Origin of the sequence: Leisingera sp. NJS201, assembly GCF_004535885.1 — a bacterium.
Classification (GTDB): domain Bacteria; phylum Pseudomonadota; class Alphaproteobacteria; order Rhodobacterales; family Rhodobacteraceae; genus Leisingera.
This window is the reverse complement of sequence record NZ_CP038234.1, coordinates 552,301-566,517: the sequence shown is the minus strand read 5'-3', so window position 1 is coordinate 566,517 and position 14,217 is coordinate 552,301. Positions and strand designations below refer to the sequence as shown.

Annotated in this window: 12 protein-coding genes and 3 pseudogenes; 14 read left to right on the top strand and 1 reads right to left on the bottom strand. The window is 62.9% G+C overall.

Annotated features, from left to right (window positions below; genetic code table 11):
• Window positions 1–33 precede the first annotated feature (33 nt).
• The gene (fabB, locus tag ETW23_RS02765) at window positions 34–1,263 is read left to right on the top strand and encodes a beta-ketoacyl-ACP synthase I (RefSeq protein WP_129372000.1); all 1,230 of its coding nucleotides are present in this window, start codon (window positions 34–36) and stop codon (window positions 1,261–1,263) included.
• A gap of 6 nt (window positions 1,264–1,269) precedes the next feature.
• A complete protein-coding gene (locus ETW23_RS02760; protein WP_129372001.1) occupies window positions 1,270–2,061 on the top strand; it encodes an enoyl-ACP reductase in 792 nt (263 codons plus the stop codon).
• Between the two features lie 271 nt (window positions 2,062–2,332).
• On the opposite strand, the pseudogene ETW23_RS02755 reads toward ETW23_RS02760, so the two are convergent.
• Window positions 2,333–2,760, bottom strand: a pseudogene (locus ETW23_RS02755) (peptidylprolyl isomerase).
• A 136-nt stretch (window positions 2,761–2,896) separates the two neighbouring features.
• On the opposite strand from ETW23_RS02755, the gene ETW23_RS02750 reads away from it, so the two are divergent.
• The 12 genes and pseudogenes from ETW23_RS02750 to ETW23_RS02695 all read left to right on the top strand — a co-directional run bounded on the left by ETW23_RS02750 (window position 2,897) and on the right by ETW23_RS02695 (window position 14,090).
• On the top strand, window positions 2,897–3,583 hold the full coding sequence (locus tag ETW23_RS02750; RefSeq protein WP_134829047.1) for a haloacid dehalogenase type II: 687 nt from the start codon (window positions 2,897–2,899) through the stop codon (window positions 3,581–3,583).
• A 10-nt stretch (window positions 3,584–3,593) separates the two neighbouring features.
• Entirely contained in the window at window positions 3,594–4,424 is an 831-nt protein-coding gene (locus ETW23_RS02745; RefSeq protein WP_134829046.1) for an alpha/beta fold hydrolase, read from the top strand.
• Window positions 4,421–5,398 (top strand): threonine/serine dehydratase, encoded by a 978-nt coding sequence (locus tag ETW23_RS02740; RefSeq protein ID WP_134829045.1) that lies wholly within the window; start codon window positions 4,421–4,423, stop codon window positions 5,396–5,398. Before ETW23_RS02745 ends, ETW23_RS02740 begins: the two co-directional genes overlap by 4 nt.
• Before the next feature lie 45 nt (window positions 5,399–5,443).
• The gene (locus tag ETW23_RS02735; RefSeq protein WP_134829044.1) at window positions 5,444–6,640 is read left to right on the top strand and encodes an endonuclease/exonuclease/phosphatase family protein; all 1,197 of its coding nucleotides are present in this window, start codon (window positions 5,444–5,446) and stop codon (window positions 6,638–6,640) included.
• A gap of 133 nt (window positions 6,641–6,773) precedes the next feature.
• Window positions 6,774–7,564, top strand: a pseudogene (gene pcaD / locus ETW23_RS02730) (3-oxoadipate enol-lactonase).
• Window positions 7,557–8,267: an alpha/beta fold hydrolase gene (locus ETW23_RS02725; RefSeq protein ID WP_134829043.1), complete on the top strand. Its 711-nt coding sequence runs from the start codon at window positions 7,557–7,559 to the stop codon at window positions 8,265–8,267. The pseudogene pcaD and the gene ETW23_RS02725 overlap by 8 nt, the downstream one beginning before the upstream one ends.
• Window positions 8,267–9,604, top strand: coding sequence for an adenylosuccinate lyase family protein (locus ETW23_RS02720; RefSeq protein WP_134829042.1), 1,338 nt, complete (start codon window positions 8,267–8,269; stop codon window positions 9,602–9,604). Before ETW23_RS02725 ends, ETW23_RS02720 begins: the two co-directional genes overlap by 1 nt.
• Before the next feature lie 42 nt (window positions 9,605–9,646).
• Window positions 9,647–10,876, top strand: coding sequence for a TCR/Tet family MFS transporter (locus tag ETW23_RS02715; RefSeq protein WP_134831240.1), 1,230 nt, complete (start codon window positions 9,647–9,649; stop codon window positions 10,874–10,876).
• Window positions 10,877–10,965: 89 nt separating this feature from the next.
• A pseudogene (locus tag ETW23_RS02710) lies at window positions 10,966–12,053 on the top strand (Zn-dependent alcohol dehydrogenase).
• A gap of 24 nt (window positions 12,054–12,077) precedes the next feature.
• Window positions 12,078–12,446: a hypothetical protein gene (locus tag ETW23_RS02705; protein WP_134829041.1), complete on the top strand. Its 369-nt coding sequence runs from the start codon at window positions 12,078–12,080 to the stop codon at window positions 12,444–12,446.
• 3 nt (window positions 12,447–12,449) lie between these two features.
• The gene (locus tag ETW23_RS02700; protein WP_134829040.1) at window positions 12,450–13,682 is read left to right on the top strand and encodes a mandelate racemase/muconate lactonizing enzyme family protein; all 1,233 of its coding nucleotides are present in this window, start codon (window positions 12,450–12,452) and stop codon (window positions 13,680–13,682) included.
• A gap of 123 nt (window positions 13,683–13,805) precedes the next feature.
• Complete coding sequence (locus ETW23_RS02695) at window positions 13,806–14,090, top strand: helix-turn-helix transcriptional regulator (protein ID WP_129372959.1); 285 nt, start codon at window positions 13,806–13,808, stop codon at window positions 14,088–14,090.
• Window positions 14,091–14,217: the final 127 nt, after the last annotated feature.

Below are 14,217 nucleotides of genomic sequence, written 5' to 3'. Positions count from 1 at the left end.
CTATCCGTTTGATCGAATCCAAGGAGTACGCCTATGCGTCGCGTCGTCGTCACCGGTTTGGGGATTGTCTCCTCCATCGGGAACAATGCTGAAGAGGTCACCGCCGCGCTGAAAGCCGGTAAGTCCGGCATCGAAGCCAGCCCCGAGATGGCTGAGCACGGCTTTCGCAGCCAGGTGGCCGGCACGCTGAAAATCGACACTGCCCAGCATGTGGACAAGCGCACCCTGCGGTTCATGGGGCCAGGTGCGGCATACGCCCATATCGCGATGAGCCAGGCAATTGCCGATGCAGGTCTCTCGGAAGATCAGGTGGTGAACGAGCGTACAGGTCTGGTGGCAGGCTCCGGCGGCCCGTCGACCTCGGCCATGCTGGCAGCGCATCAGGTGGTCGCCAAAACAGGCGCCACCAAGCGCATCGGCCCCTTCGCCGTGCCAAAATGCATGTCCTCGACCATTTCCGCCAACCTGGCAACGGCGTTCAAGATCAAGGGCGTCAACTATTCGATCACCTCGGCCTGCTCGACCTCGCTGCATTGCATCGGCAATGCGTCCGAGCAGATCATGATGGGCAAACAGGACGTGATGTTTGCCGGCGGCGGCGAGGAGCTGGACTGGACCCTTAGCTGCTTGTTCGACGCTATGGGCGCAATGTCTTCGAAGAAGAACGACGACCCCACCGCGGCCAGCCGGGCTTTTGACCAGGACCGCGACGGGTTCGTGATCTCCGGCGGCGGCGGCATTGTGGTGCTGGAAGACCTCGACCACGCGCTGGCCCGCGGTGCAAAAATTTACGCCGAAGTGACCGGTTTTGCCGCCACTTCTGACGGCCACGACATGGTGGCCCCCTCCGGTGAAGGCGGCGAGCGGGCGATGCGGCTAGCGCTGTCGACCCTGCCTGAAGGCCGTAAGGTGGACTATATCAATGCGCATGGCACCTCGACCCCGGTCGGCGACGTCGGCGAAGTCGAGGCCGCGCGCCGTGTATTCGGCGAAGGCCAGGTACCGCCGATCTCCTCGACCAAGTCGATGACCGGCCACGCCCAGGGCGCTGCCGGCGCGCTAGAGGCGATCTTCTGCCTGTTGATGCTGGACAATGATTTCATCACGCCGTCGATCAATGTTGATACCCTCGCCGAAGGCATTCAGCCGGGCGAGATTGCCACCGCACTGGTGGAAAACGCAGGCCTCGATTCGGTGATGACCAACAGCTTCGGCTTTGGCGGCACCAATGGCTCGATGGTTCTGAGCAAATACAAGGAATAAGTGACGATGGCGGGACTGCTGACCGGCAAACGCGGCCTGATTATGGGCGTTGCCAATGACCGCTCCATCGCCTGGGGCATTGCCAAGGCCATGGCCGAAGCCGGTGCCGAGCTGGCCTTTACCTATCAGGGCGAAGCCTTTGGCAAGCGGCTGGAGCCGCTGGCACAGAGCGTCGGCTCGGACTTTATGGTCGACGTGGATGTGACCGACGACGCCTCGCTTGATACGGCGTTCGAACAGCTTGGCAGCCGCTGGCCGTCGATCGATTTCGTGGTCCATGCGATTGCCTATTCGGACAAATCCGAACTGACCGGGCGGTTCTTGGACACCAGCCGGGCAAACTTTAAGAACTCCCTGGATATCTCGGCCTATTCCTTCATCGAAGTGGCGCGCCGGGCACATCCGCTGATGAAGGAAAACGGCGGCACCCTGCTGACGCTGACCTATCAGGGATCAAACCAGGTGGTGCCGAACTACAATGTGATGGGCGTGGCCAAGGCAGCGCTGGAATCGGCGACCCGCTACCTGGCCAATGACCTGGGCCCCGAGGGCATCCGGGTGAATGCAATTTCGCCCGGTCCGATGAAGACACTCGCCGGTGCTGCCATCGGCGGCGCGCGCAAGACCTTCAAGCACACAGCCCAGAATGCGCCAATGCGTGACAACGCCACGCTGGAGGCGGTAGGCGGAACCGCAGTATACCTTGCGTCTGATGCAGGCTCTTGCACGACCGGTGAAGTCATCCGGGTCGATGGCGGCTTCCACGTGCTGGGAATGCCGCAGCAGGATTATCTGTAAGCAGCCAGAAGCCGCTGACATCTGGAAAGGCGCCCCGGGAGGCGCCTTTTTTCTTATTCACCAGTGGTTTCAGGACGCCGGGGCTTTGCAATGCGTTCGCCTGCCTTTTACCCGGCGCACTCCCGCCCGTCGCCGGACTTTTGGCAAAGCCCGCTTCCGTTGGGCGTGGCACTGCGCGTGGCGCAGTGCCACGCCCAAGGCCGCCAGGTGTTTTCCGGCACAGCCGGAAGACCTGCGGGCGCGGGAGTACCGCCTGCCCGCAGGCCAGACATCAGGATACCGAGACCAGCGCGATATCGAAAACCAGATCTTTGCCCGCCAGGAAATGGTTGGCATCCAGAGTGACTGTCTCGTCGCCGACCTCGACCACGGTCACCGGCAGCACTTGGCCGTCCGGGCTTTGCATCTGCAGCTGAGTACCCAGTTCCAGCGGGATATCCTCGGGGATGCCTTCGCGGGGATCTCCTGGCGTGCGGCGGGGTTGATCGGGCCGTATCCTTCGGCGCAGGGGATTTCCAGCGTCTTGCTCTCCCCCACGGACATGCCCTCAAGCCCCGCATCCATGCCCGCGATCACATGCCCCGCACCGACGGTGAATTCCAGCGGATCACGGCCCTCGGAACTGTCGAAAACGGTGCCATCCGTCAGCTTGCCTGTGTAGTGGATGCGCACGGTGTCGCCGTTCTTTACCCCGGTCATATGACCTCCAATCGGTTGCGGGTTGATAAAGGAGCGCAGCCTAGCGTCCGCGAATGTGATGTAAACCCGTATGGATACAATTTCACGCTTTGCCCGCCCGGGGCTTCGTGCAACGCTTCAGCAAAGGGAGCGCCCCATGCCAATTACAACTTGTATCTTTGACGCCTACGGGACCTTGTTCGATGTGACCGCTGCGGCGCGGCAGGCCGCCAGCGAGCCGGAATTTCCGCATCTGCAGGACAGTTGGGCGGAGCTGGCCAACAACTGGCGGCTGAAGCAGTTGCAATACACCTGGCTGCGGGCGATCACCAATGCCCATGCCGATTTCTGGGATGTGACGCAGAACGGGCTTGATTGGGCGATGGAGGCGGCCGGGCTGGCAGCAGATGCCGCCTTGCGCCAGCGGCTGCTTGATCTTTACTGGCAGCTGCAGGCCTATCCGGAAGTGCCCGCAATGCTGAACACGCTGAAGTCCGCCGGCATGAACACCGCAATCCTGTCCAATGGATCCCCTGCCATGCTGGATGGTGCAGTACAATCAGCCGGGCTGGGCAATGTGCTGGACGGCGTGCTGTCGGTGGAGAGCGTCGGCATCTTCAAGCCCGACGCCCGCGTCTACGATATGGTTGGCGCCCGGTTCAATTGCGCCCGCGAGGAGGTGCTGTTTGTCTCCTCCAACGGCTGGGACGCGGCGGGGGCATCCGGCTACGGGTTTGTCACCGCCTGGGTCAACCGGGCGGGCGAGCCTGTTGACAGGCTGCCTTGGAAGCCGGCGCATATCCTTCCGGACCTCACCACAATTCCCGATCTGGCCAAGGAATAAACGTTCACACATGCCGTTTTTTGAGACCTCAGACGGGTTGCAGCTGCATTACTCCGATGCCGGGGAGGGTGTACCGCTGCTGTGCTTGGCTGGCCTGACCCGGGACGGCCGCGATTTCCGCTATTTCGCGCCGCATGCCGCAGGCTGCCGGATGATCACCCTGGACGCCCGCGGACGGGGGCAGTCGGATCATGATCCGGACTTCATGACCTACAATGTTTTGCGCGAGGCACAGGATGTGCTGGAGCTGATGGATCATTTGGAATTGGGCCGCGCTGCCATTCTGGGCACCTCGCGCGGCGGCCTGGTGGCGATGACATTGGCCGCCATCGCCAAAGACAGGCTCGTAGCGGTAATCCTGAATGATGTCGGCCCCGAGATCCCCGCAGATGGCATTTCCCGGATCATGGACTACGTTGGCAGGCGCCCGGCTGCAAAGACACATGCACAGGCTGCAGAAGCACTTTCTGCCCTGATGGCGCCGGCCTTTCCCGGTGTTCCGGCTGCACGCTGGCGCGAGGAGGCCGAGGCATTCTATGACGAAGATGCCGGCGGGCTCAGCTTGCGCTATGATCCGCGTCTGCGGGACGCGCTGCTGGCACAAGCGGCGGCTGGCCCTCCCCCGGATCTCTGGCCTCTCTTCATGACCCTGGACGGGCTGCCCTGCGGAATCATCCGCGGCGCAAATTCGGACATTTTGAGCGCCGGAACCTATGTGGAAATGCAGCGCCGCCTGCCTGCACTGCAAGCCGTGGAAATTCCGAACCGCGGCCATGTGCCCTTTCTGGACGAGCCAGAGGCGCTTGCCCTCATCCATGCTGTACTGGACCAAATCAAATGACCTCAATCGCCATGATCGAAGCTGCGGCAGCGCGGCTGAAAGGCCATGCCCGCGTCACGCCGCTGCTGTCTTCGCCGTTTCTGGACGAAATCGCCGGACGGCGTCTGTTTGTGAAGGCGGAATGCCTGCAGCACACCGGATCCTTCAAGTTCCGCGGCGGCTGGTCGGCGGTCTCGGCGCTGCCGGAAGAGGCCCGCGCGCGGGGCGTGCTTGCCTATTCCAGCGGCAACCATGCGCAAGGCGTGGCTGCGGCAGCCAAAGCGCACAATGCGCCTGCTGTGATCGTGATGCCCGCTGATGCGCCGCAGCTGAAGATCCGGAACACCCGTGATCTGGGAGCCGAGGTTGTGCTGTACGACCGCGCCGGCGGGGAAAGCCGCGAAACCGTTGGCGCCCGGCAGGCCGGAGAACGCGGGCTGGCTCTGATCAAACCCTATGACGAACCGCTGGTAATTGCCGGTCAAGGCACCTGCGGGTTGGAGATTGCAGAGCAGGCAGCTGGCGAAGGCGTCACCAGAGCGGATGTTCTGGTCAACTGCGGCGGCGGCGGATTGTCGTCGGGGATCGCTTTGGCGCTGGAGGCACACGCGCCAGGCCTGCGGGTGCGCCCGGTGGAGCCGGAAGGGTTCGACGACGTGACCCGCTCGCTGGCCGCTGGTGAAATCCGGCAGAACCCCAGCCAATCAGGCTCCATCTGCGACGCGATCCTGACACCGCAGCCGGGTGAGATCACCTTTCCCATCCTCAGCCGCCTGTGCGGGCCGGGCCTGGTCATCACCGAAGAAGAGGCGCTGCGGGCAATGGCGCTGGCCTTTTTGCGGCTGAAGATCGTTCTGGAACCCGGTGGGGCTGCGTCGCTGGCGGCGGCCCTGTTCCACCCTGGCAAGATCGGCGGCGAGGCCGTGATTGCAGTCGCCACTGGCGGCAATGTGGATGCAACGCTGTTCCAGGAGGCGCTGGCGCGTTATGCTTGAACTCTGACCGCACGGCAATCCGTCCGGCAGCCAAGGGGGCCGTTCATGACACGTTTCACCATCGCCTCGTTCAACGTCAAAAATCTGATCGGACCCGAGCGGGAATACTACCGTTTCCAAAGCTACACGCCCGAGGAATATGCGTGGAAAGCAGATTGGATGGCCGACCAGCTGCTGACACTGAATGCGGATATCGTTGGGTTTCAAGAGATCTTTGAAGAGGCCCCGCTGCGCCAGGTGATTGCCGAAGCGGACCGGCGCGGGGCAGAGGCGAATGCAGCCAGCATCCCCGCCCCCTCCAAGCGCTATCACCGCAAGGCGATTTTTCAGAAGCTGGCCTATGGGTCTTATGCTGAGGCTGCGCTGGCATTCGCTCCGAATGTCAATGACACGGGCGAGCCTGGAAAGCGGCGCCCGGGTCTTGCGGTGCTGTCGCGGTTCGGCTTCGAAGGCGAAGCAGAGGTGATCCAGGAGCTGGCTCAGCCGCTGGACATTCCGATGGCTTGCCTGGGCGAAGATGACGACGCTGGGTTCTATACCCTGCGCCGCCTGTCGCGCCCGGTTCTGAAAGTGCGCGTGCCGGTTGGCGATCAGGTTATCACCGTCTTCAACTGCCATTTGAAATCGAAGCTGGGTGAATACATCACGCCGCAAGGGGCGGATTACGCCCCGGAATCCGTGCTGACAGCTTATGACGCCGCGGGCCGTGCCCTGGGGGCCTTGCGCGCAGCGTTGCGGCGGATGGGAGAAGCCTGGGTGCTGCGCCGTGCGGTGCTGGACGAGCTGGAACAAGGCCGCCCGGTCATGGTGCTGGGGGATTTCAATGACGGCGAACACGCGGTCAGCAGCGAAATCATCTCGGGCGAAGCACCATTCAGGAACTACGCCTGGATGCTGCGCCATGACGCCCGGCACGGCGGCGACCGCTATAGCGAAGAAGAAGACAGGCAGATCCGCGAAGCAATCGATCGGGTGCGGTTGCGCTCGGCCGAGAAGATGTTTCTGAAGAAGAGCTTGCGTGATGTGGTCTACACCACCGCCTTTGGCGGCGTGCATGAAAGCATCGACCAGATCTACATGTCCCGCCATTTCGACCCTGCCTGGAACGGCGCACTGGGGGAGATGCAGTACTACAGTGTCTTCAACGATCATCTGACCGACGGCAGCCATCCGGAGGCGCCTTACAACAAACTCGCTTCCGATCACGGGCAGATCATGGCCCATATGGAGTTGCGCAGCTGAGGGGGGCCGGAAAAATCCGATTTTCCCGGCCAATTTTCTTCCTCAAGAAAATTCCACCGCCTGCGGCAGGCGGTTGGTTTACCTCGCCGCCCAGGCGCAGGTAGACTGCGGCGGAACAGAAATGAGGCATTTCATGCAGATCGCAGACCTGGGCGATGTCCAGCTTCACTACCGCATTGACGGAAATGCGGATGGCGCCCCATCGTTTTTGCCAATTCGCTGGGCACGGACCTGAGGGTCTGGGATGCGGTGGTAGAGCGGCTGCCCGCGGGCCTGCGCGTTATCCGTTATGACAAGCGCGGCCATGGGCTGTCGTCCTGCCCGCCTGCCCCCTATTCGATGGGCGCGCTGGTGCGCGATGCGGAAAGGTTGCTGGATCTTCTGGAGGTACGCGATTGCGTCTTTGTTGGGCTGTCAATCGGCGGCATGATTGCACAAGGGCTGGCAATGAAGCGGCTGGACCAGATCCGGGCGCTGGTGCTGTCGAACACTGCGGCCAAGATCGGCACCGCCGAGATGTGGAAGGACCGCGTGCAGATGGTGCAAGCGCAGGGTATCGGGGCACTGGCCGATAGCGTGATGGAGCGCTGGTTTTCCCGCGGCTATCGCGCGTCGCCTCAACTGCAGCTTTGGCACAACATGCTGGTTCAACAGTCCCGCGATGGCTATGCCGGCTGCTGCGCGGCAATTGCGGGCACTGATTTCTATACACCCACCAGCGGTCTGCGGCTTCCCTGCCTGGGCATCGCGGGATCGGAGGACGGTGCCACCCCGCCCGATCTGGTGCGCGAGACGGTCGATCTTATCCCCGGCAGCCGGTTCCACCTGATCCGCCGCGCAGGTCATATCCCTTGCGTTGAGCAACCTGAAGAATACGCAGCGCGCCTGACCGCTTTTCTGCAGGAGACCGGGCACATTGGCTGAGGTTCTTCTGATCCATGGTTCCTGCCATGGCGCCTGGTGCTGGCGCGATGTGATCCCGGCACTGGAAGCCAGCGGCCACAGCGCCCGTGCAATCACTCTGCCCGGTCATGGCGATGGCCGGGATCCGGCAGGCGTCACGCTGGCAGAAACGGCTGAGGTCATCGCAGCAGCCTCCACTCCGGACACCCTCGTGCTGGGGCATTCCTGGGGCGGTTTTCCCATTTCCGCCGCGGCTGAGGCAGCACCTGAAAACCTGCGTGGATTGATCTATCTTTGCGCCTACATCCCTGTCAACGGCATGTCCTTGATCGGTATGCGCAAGGCCGGGCCACGGCAAACGCTGACGGGCACGGCCGCCAAGAACCAGACCGGCACTGGCTACACTTTCCTGCCCGAAACCGCGCCGGACTTATTTTATCACGATTGCCCGGCGGAGGCTGTTCGCTTTGCTCTGCAAAACCTCTGCCTTCAGCCGATCCGGCCTCAGGACACAGCGATCCAGCTGTCTGAACGGTTCGAAAGCGTGCCCAAGGCCTATATCCGCTGCTCAGGCGATCGGGTGATCCCTCCGGAATACCAGGCGCAAATGGCAGCGCAGCTGCCGCCGCAGCGGGTCTATGACATGAAAACATCCCATTCGCCCTTCTTTGCGGACCCCAACGGGCTCGCCGATCTGATCGGGCAAATCGCAAAGGACTTCTGATGGCAGGTTCCGTCTTTGACAGCCAAGTCTACGGTAATCTCTTCGGCAGCGGCGAGGCCAGCCGCCTGTTCTCTGACAGCGCAGAGGTGCGCGCCATGCTGCTGGTGGAAGGCGCGCTGGCCAAGGCGCAGGGCGCGTCCGGAGTGATCCCGCAGGAGAGCGCCGCCGCAATCAGCCGGGCCGTGGTGGAAATCGCCATTGATCCCGGTGTTTTGAAGCGGCCCACAGGGCAGAACGGCGTGCCGGTGCCAGGGCTGGTCGCAGCGTTCCGGGAAGAAATGAAAGCGCCAGAGCACGCGCAGTATGTGCATTGGGGCGCCACCTCGCAGGACATCATGGACAGCGCGCTGATGCTGCGGCTGCGCCAGGTGCTGGCGCTGATAGAAACGGATTTGACCGCAGCAGTAAAAACGCTTGGCACATTGTCCAAAACACATGCAGAGCTGCCGATGGCCGCCCGCACCTATGGCCAGCACGCCACCCCGACCAGCTTCGGTGCGGTGGCGGCGGGCTGGGGTGCGCCGCTGCTGGGGTTGCTGGAGGAACTGCCCGGCTTGCGCCGCTCCTGCCTGCTGGTGTCCTTGTCGGGCGCTGCGGGAACCTCATCTGCATTGGGGCCGCAAGCAGCCGAGGTACGCGCGGCCATGGCCAATGGGCTGGGGCTGGGCGATCCCGGACACAGCTGGCACACCAACCGCACCCCGGTCCTGCGGATTGCGGACTGGCTGGTGCGCGTGACGCTGGCATTCGGCAAGCTAGGCGAAGACTGCATTGCACTGGTGCAAAGCGGTATCGGGGAGATTTCGCTGGGTGGAGCCGGCGCGTCCTCAACCATGCCGCAGAAACAGAACCCGGTGGCGCCTTCGGTTCTGGCGGCGCTGGCGCGGCAGGGCAGCGGTCTGCTTTCCGTCCTGCAAGGCGCTTCAATCCAGCAGCATCAGCGTGACGGGGCGGCCTGGTTCACCGAATGGATGTGCCTGCCCCAAATCGTGCTGGGTGCAGCCAGTGCCGCAAAGACCGGACGGGCGCTCAGCGCCGGCCTCGCGCCGAATGCGGCGGCCATGGCATCCGCGTTGTCGGACGGGCTGGGCATGATCCACGCCGAGGCATTGAGTTTTGCCCTCGCCGCAAAGATGCCGCGGCCTGATGCGCAGGCGGCGGTCAAGATGCTGTGCCAGGAAGCGCAGTCCACACAAACGCCGCTGCAGGAGCTGGTAGCGCGGGCGTACCCGGAACTGGACGCGGCAGCCCTGTTTGATCCGGCACAGCAGATGGGCCGGGCCCCGTGGGAAGCCTTGCAATTTGCCAAGAAGACAGAAAAACCGGGCGGCGAATAGAACCCGCTAAGGAGAGCATAATTGCCTGTGCTGCCGGCAAAAATGGACGAATGCGGCAGGGCTGAACACCATAGCCGCCTGTCCCTCATCTTTGTCCTGGCGACCGTGATGATCGATGCCATGGGCATTGGGCTGATCATGCCGGTGATGCCTGGCCTGATCACCGGGGTGCAGGGCGGTTCGCTGGCGCAGGCAGCAGTTTGGGGCGGTGTGCTCAGCACTGTCTTTGCAGTGATGCAGTTTCTGTTCAGCCCGATCCTCGGCAGCCTGTCCGACGCGGTGGGGCGCAGGCCGGTGCTGCTGGTGTCGCTGTTTGCGATGGCGCTGGACTATCTGATCATGGCCCTTGCCGGCACTATGTGGCTGCTGCTTCTGGGCCGCATTCTGGGCGGGATCACCGCCGCGACGCATTCGACAGCGGGCGCCTATATCGCCGACATTTCGCCGCCGGAGAAAAAGGCCGCCAATTTCGGCCTGCTGGGTGCGGCCTTTGGTGCCGGGTTTGTGCTGGGGCCGCTGATGGGCGGGCTGCTGGGCGAGTTGGGCACGCGGGCGCCGTTTTATGCCGCCGCGGTTCTGGTGCTGGCAAATTTCACCCTCGGATGGTTTGTGATGGGCGAAACGGTGCAGGACAAGAACCGCCGCCCCTTTGATTGGCGCCGCGCCAACCCGTTTGGTGCCTTCCGCGCAGTCGGGCGCATTCCGGGCGTCAAACCGCTGCTGTGGGTCTATTTCCTCTATTCTGTTGCGATCTATGTCTACCCTGCGATCTGGGCCTATTTCACGCTGGAACGTTTCGGGTGGCAGCCGCAGGTGATCGGCCTGTCGCTGGCGGTCTACGGTATCTCGATGGCTTTGGTGCAGGGCTGGCTGCTGCGCTATACAGTGATCTGGTTCGGCGAGCGGCGGACGGTGATCTGGGGGCAGCTGTTTGAGTTTATTGCCCTCGGCATTCTCGCCTTTATTTCCAGCGGCACCCTTGCATTGCTGCTGATCCCGGTCTCGGCCCTGGGGGCAGTTGTCCAGCCCGCGCTGCAAGGAATGATGGCACAGGCGGTTGAGGACAACCAGCAGGGTGAACTGCAAGGCGTAGTGACCGCCGTCAATGCGCTGGCGATGATCCTGTCACCGCTGATGATGACGGCGGTGTTTGCCCGCTTCACCGGCGAAGGCGCCGGCCTCTACCTGCCTGGCGCGCCGTTCCTGCTGGCGCTGCTGATGATGGCGATCGGCTGCGCAGTGTTCCTGCGCAGCAAAACTTCCGTCGCGTAAAAGCGCCGCTCTGCCGGGCTGCTGCCGCATTCCAGCTTGCTTGCCGGGTGCCCACCGCGCCACGCTGCCTGAAAACGGGGAGAAAGAACATGCAAACCATCAAAGCCGCCGTCTGCCATGAATTCGGCGCTCCTCTGGTGATCGAGGAGGTGCAGCTGGCGCCGCCTGGAATGGGCGAGGTCGAGGTCACGCTGGACGCGGTTGCCATCTGCCACAGCGACATTTCTTATGCCGAGGGCGCCTGGGGCGGGCATCTGCCCGCAGTTTACGGGCATGAGGCCGCAGGGGTGATCACCGCAGTCGGCACCGGTGTGCAGGGGTTTACCGGGGGCGACTCTGTTGTGGTGACCCTGATCCGCAGCTGCGGCACCTGCCCCTCCTGCGCTGGCGGCAGGCCGGTGATCTGCGAAACGCCGCATGACACCCTGCGCGGCCCGCTGAAAACCGCGGACGGCAAGCCGCTGGACCAGGCCATGGCTTGCGGCGCCTTTGCCGAGAAGGTTGTGGTGGACCAGCGCCAGATCGTGAAAATCCCGGAAGACATGGGTAAGGACGCCGCGGCGCTGGTTTCCTGCGGGGTGATCACCGGCGTGGGCGCAGTGGTCAATGCGGCGCAGCTGCGTGCGGGCCAGGATGTGGTGGTGATCGGTGCCGGCGGCGTCGGCCTCAACGCCATCCAGGGCGCCCGCATTGCCGGCGCCCGCCGCATCGTTGCAGTGGACATGAGCCCCGGGAAACTGGAGATCGCCAAGGAGTTCGGCGCCACCCACGGGGTGCTCGCCACCGAAGAAAAGCCATGGAAGGCCGCATACAAGGCGCTTGGCGGCCGCGGCGCTGATGCGGTGCTGATCACCGTTGGCGCCATCCCGGCCTATGACCAGGCCCCCGCTACCTGGCGCGCGGCGGCAAGGCGGTGCTGATCGGGATGCCGCATTCAGGCGCCAAGGCTGCTTATGAACCGGTGGTTCTGGCAGCTGTTGGCCAGGGGCTGATCGGCTCCAAAATGGGCGATGTGGTGATCCAGCGCGATATCCCCTGGATGGTGGACCTCTACCAGCAGGGCAGGTTGAAACTGGATGAGCTGATCTCGGGCCGCTGGCGTCTGGACCAGATAAACGAGGCGATTGCCGACACCAAGACTGGTTCAGCCAAACGCAATGTGATTGTCTTCGGCTGACACTTTCAAGGCGGAGCGCAGGGCGTGCTGAAATTTTTGACCGATCTCTTCAAACCCGAGGCCTCCAAGGCGCCGCCGATCACCTCTGAGACTTCGATGAATTTTGAAGCCGGCAGTGTCGGCCCATTCCTGATCCGGCTGGCCAACAACCCCCGTTTCGGCCTGCCTGCGGACTTCACCACTTCCGTTACCGGCGCGATCCAGGACATGGCGTTGAACGAAGCCCGCCGCTGGCGGATTGACGGCGCATTTGACGGATCGCGGGTGCAGATCGAGATCGAGGTTTTCATGGACGATGCAGAGGCCCCTGACCTGGCCTTTTTCAGCACAGGGGCCGCAGTTGATGAGATCGGCAAGGAACTAGCCGCCTTTGCCGAGGCTTCGGAGACCTGAACCATGAAACTGCAAGATCTGGATATCATCGTAACCGCCCCGCCTGCCCCTGGCTGGGGCGGACGCTATTGGATTCTGGTGAAAGTCACCACGGACACCGGCATCACCGGCTGGGGCGAATGCTACGCGTCGTCAGTGGGCCCCGATGCGATGACCCATGTGATCCGCGACGTATTCGCGCGCCACATGGCCGGGGAAAACCCGGAAAACATCGAACTGATGTTCCGCCGCGCCTATTCCTCGGGTTTCACCCAGCGTCCGGACCTCACGGTGATGGGGGCCTTCTCGGGCCTGGAAATCGCCTGCTGGGATATTCTGGGCAAGGACCGCGGCCGTCCCGTTCATGCGTTGATTGGCGGGCGGATGAATGACCGCATCCGCGCCTATACCTATCTCTACCCGCTGCCGCATCAGAACATCACGGAGTTCTGGACTTCGCCTGACTTGGCTGCCGAGGCCGCAGCGCAAAAGGTAAGCGAAGGCTACACTGCGGTTAAATTCGACCCCGCAGGCCCGTATACGATGCGCGGCGGGCATATGCCTGCGATGTCGGACATCTCCATGTCGGTGGCGTTCTGCAAGGCGATCCGCGATGCCGTGGGCGACAAGGCGGACCTGCTGTTTGGCACCCATGGCCAGTTCAGCACCGCCGGTGCCATCCGCCTGGGCCAGGCAATAGAACCCTATTCTCCGCTTTGGTTCGAAGAACCCACACCGCCTGACAATATCGAAGACATGGCCCGCGTTGCCCGCAACCTGCGCATTCCTGTGGCCACCGGCGAACGCATGACCACAAAGGCGGAATTCGCTGCAGTGCTGCGGGCTGGTGCCGCCGAGATTCTGCAGCCCGCCCTGGGCCGCGCCGGCGGGATCTGGGAAATGAAAAAGGTCGCGGCCATCGCCGAAGTGTTCAACGCGCAGATGGCGCCGCATCTTTATGCCGGACCGGTGGAATGGGCTGCCAACATCCACCTCGCCGCCTCGATCCCCAACATTCTGCTGCTGGAAACCATCGAGACCCCCTTTCACGATCAGCTGATCAAGGGATCTATCCGGGTAGAGAACGGGTTTGTCACCCCGCCAGAGGCACCGGGGCTGGGCATCGAGGTGGACGAAGACCTTGCCCGCGCCCATCCGTTCACCGGAACTGACTTGCACCTCAATATGCAAGAAGCGCCTTGTGATTACGCCAATGGCAACGCCTTTGCCGGTGGCTCTCCGCCGATCGTGGACTGAGGCCGTAATTCCTGGGTGACTTGGTCCGGAAAATAGAGGCAATATGCGGCAGACGACCAGCCAGGATGCCGCATATTGCCTGCCCAGATCAACGACCTCATCGACCCGGAAACGCCAGTCGACATGCAGGAGCGCGCCGCAGCAGCGGCTGCTTTCCTCAAAACGCTTGCCCATGAAGGGCGGCTGATGATCCTGTGCCATCTTGGCACCGGCGAGAAATCCGTGGGCGAGCTGGAAGCCCTGTTAAATATGCGCCAGGCCGCGGTCAGCCAAATGCTCGCCCGGCTGCGTGAAGATGATCTGGTTGCCACTCGGCGGGAAGGCAAGACGGTTTTCTATTCTCTGACCGACGGCAACACACAAGAATTGATAGCCTTGCTTTACAAGCAATTCTGCAGCGGCGCTTGAACGTTTGTTTCCGCGGGTGCTGGCGGCGGTCAATCTGGCAGCCAGGCACCTTCCTTTCAGCCCGCTTCAACGTTGCTGCACGCAGGCCCGCGCTGCGCATGGCGCAGCGCCACGCCCAACCGCGGAG

What these genes read in the sequence shown, in the direction of transcription:
- fabB (WP_129372000.1), top strand. Translation starts at nt 34, where the DNA reads ATGCGTCGCGTCGTCGTCACCGGTTTGGGGATTGTCTCCTCCATCGGG.
- ETW23_RS02760 (WP_129372001.1), top strand. Translation starts at nt 1,270, where the DNA reads ATGGCGGGACTGCTGACCGGCAAACGCGGCCTGATTATGGGCGTTGCC.
- ETW23_RS02750 (WP_134829047.1), top strand. Translation starts at nt 2,897, where the DNA reads ATGCCAATTACAACTTGTATCTTTGACGCCTACGGGACCTTGTTCGAT.
- ETW23_RS02745 (WP_134829046.1), top strand. Translation starts at nt 3,594, where the DNA reads ATGCCGTTTTTTGAGACCTCAGACGGGTTGCAGCTGCATTACTCCGAT.
- ETW23_RS02740 (WP_134829045.1), top strand. Translation starts at nt 4,421, where the DNA reads ATGACCTCAATCGCCATGATCGAAGCTGCGGCAGCGCGGCTGAAAGGC.
- ETW23_RS02735 (WP_134829044.1), top strand. Translation starts at nt 5,444, where the DNA reads ATGACACGTTTCACCATCGCCTCGTTCAACGTCAAAAATCTGATCGGA.
- ETW23_RS02720 (WP_134829042.1), top strand. Translation starts at nt 8,267, where the DNA reads ATGGCAGGTTCCGTCTTTGACAGCCAAGTCTACGGTAATCTCTTCGGC.
- ETW23_RS02715 (WP_134831240.1), top strand. Translation starts at nt 9,647, where the DNA reads ATGGACGAATGCGGCAGGGCTGAACACCATAGCCGCCTGTCCCTCATC.
- ETW23_RS02700 (WP_134829040.1), top strand. Translation starts at nt 12,450, where the DNA reads ATGAAACTGCAAGATCTGGATATCATCGTAACCGCCCCGCCTGCCCCT.
- ETW23_RS02695 (WP_129372959.1), top strand. Translation starts at nt 13,806, where the DNA reads ATGCAGGAGCGCGCCGCAGCAGCGGCTGCTTTCCTCAAAACGCTTGCC.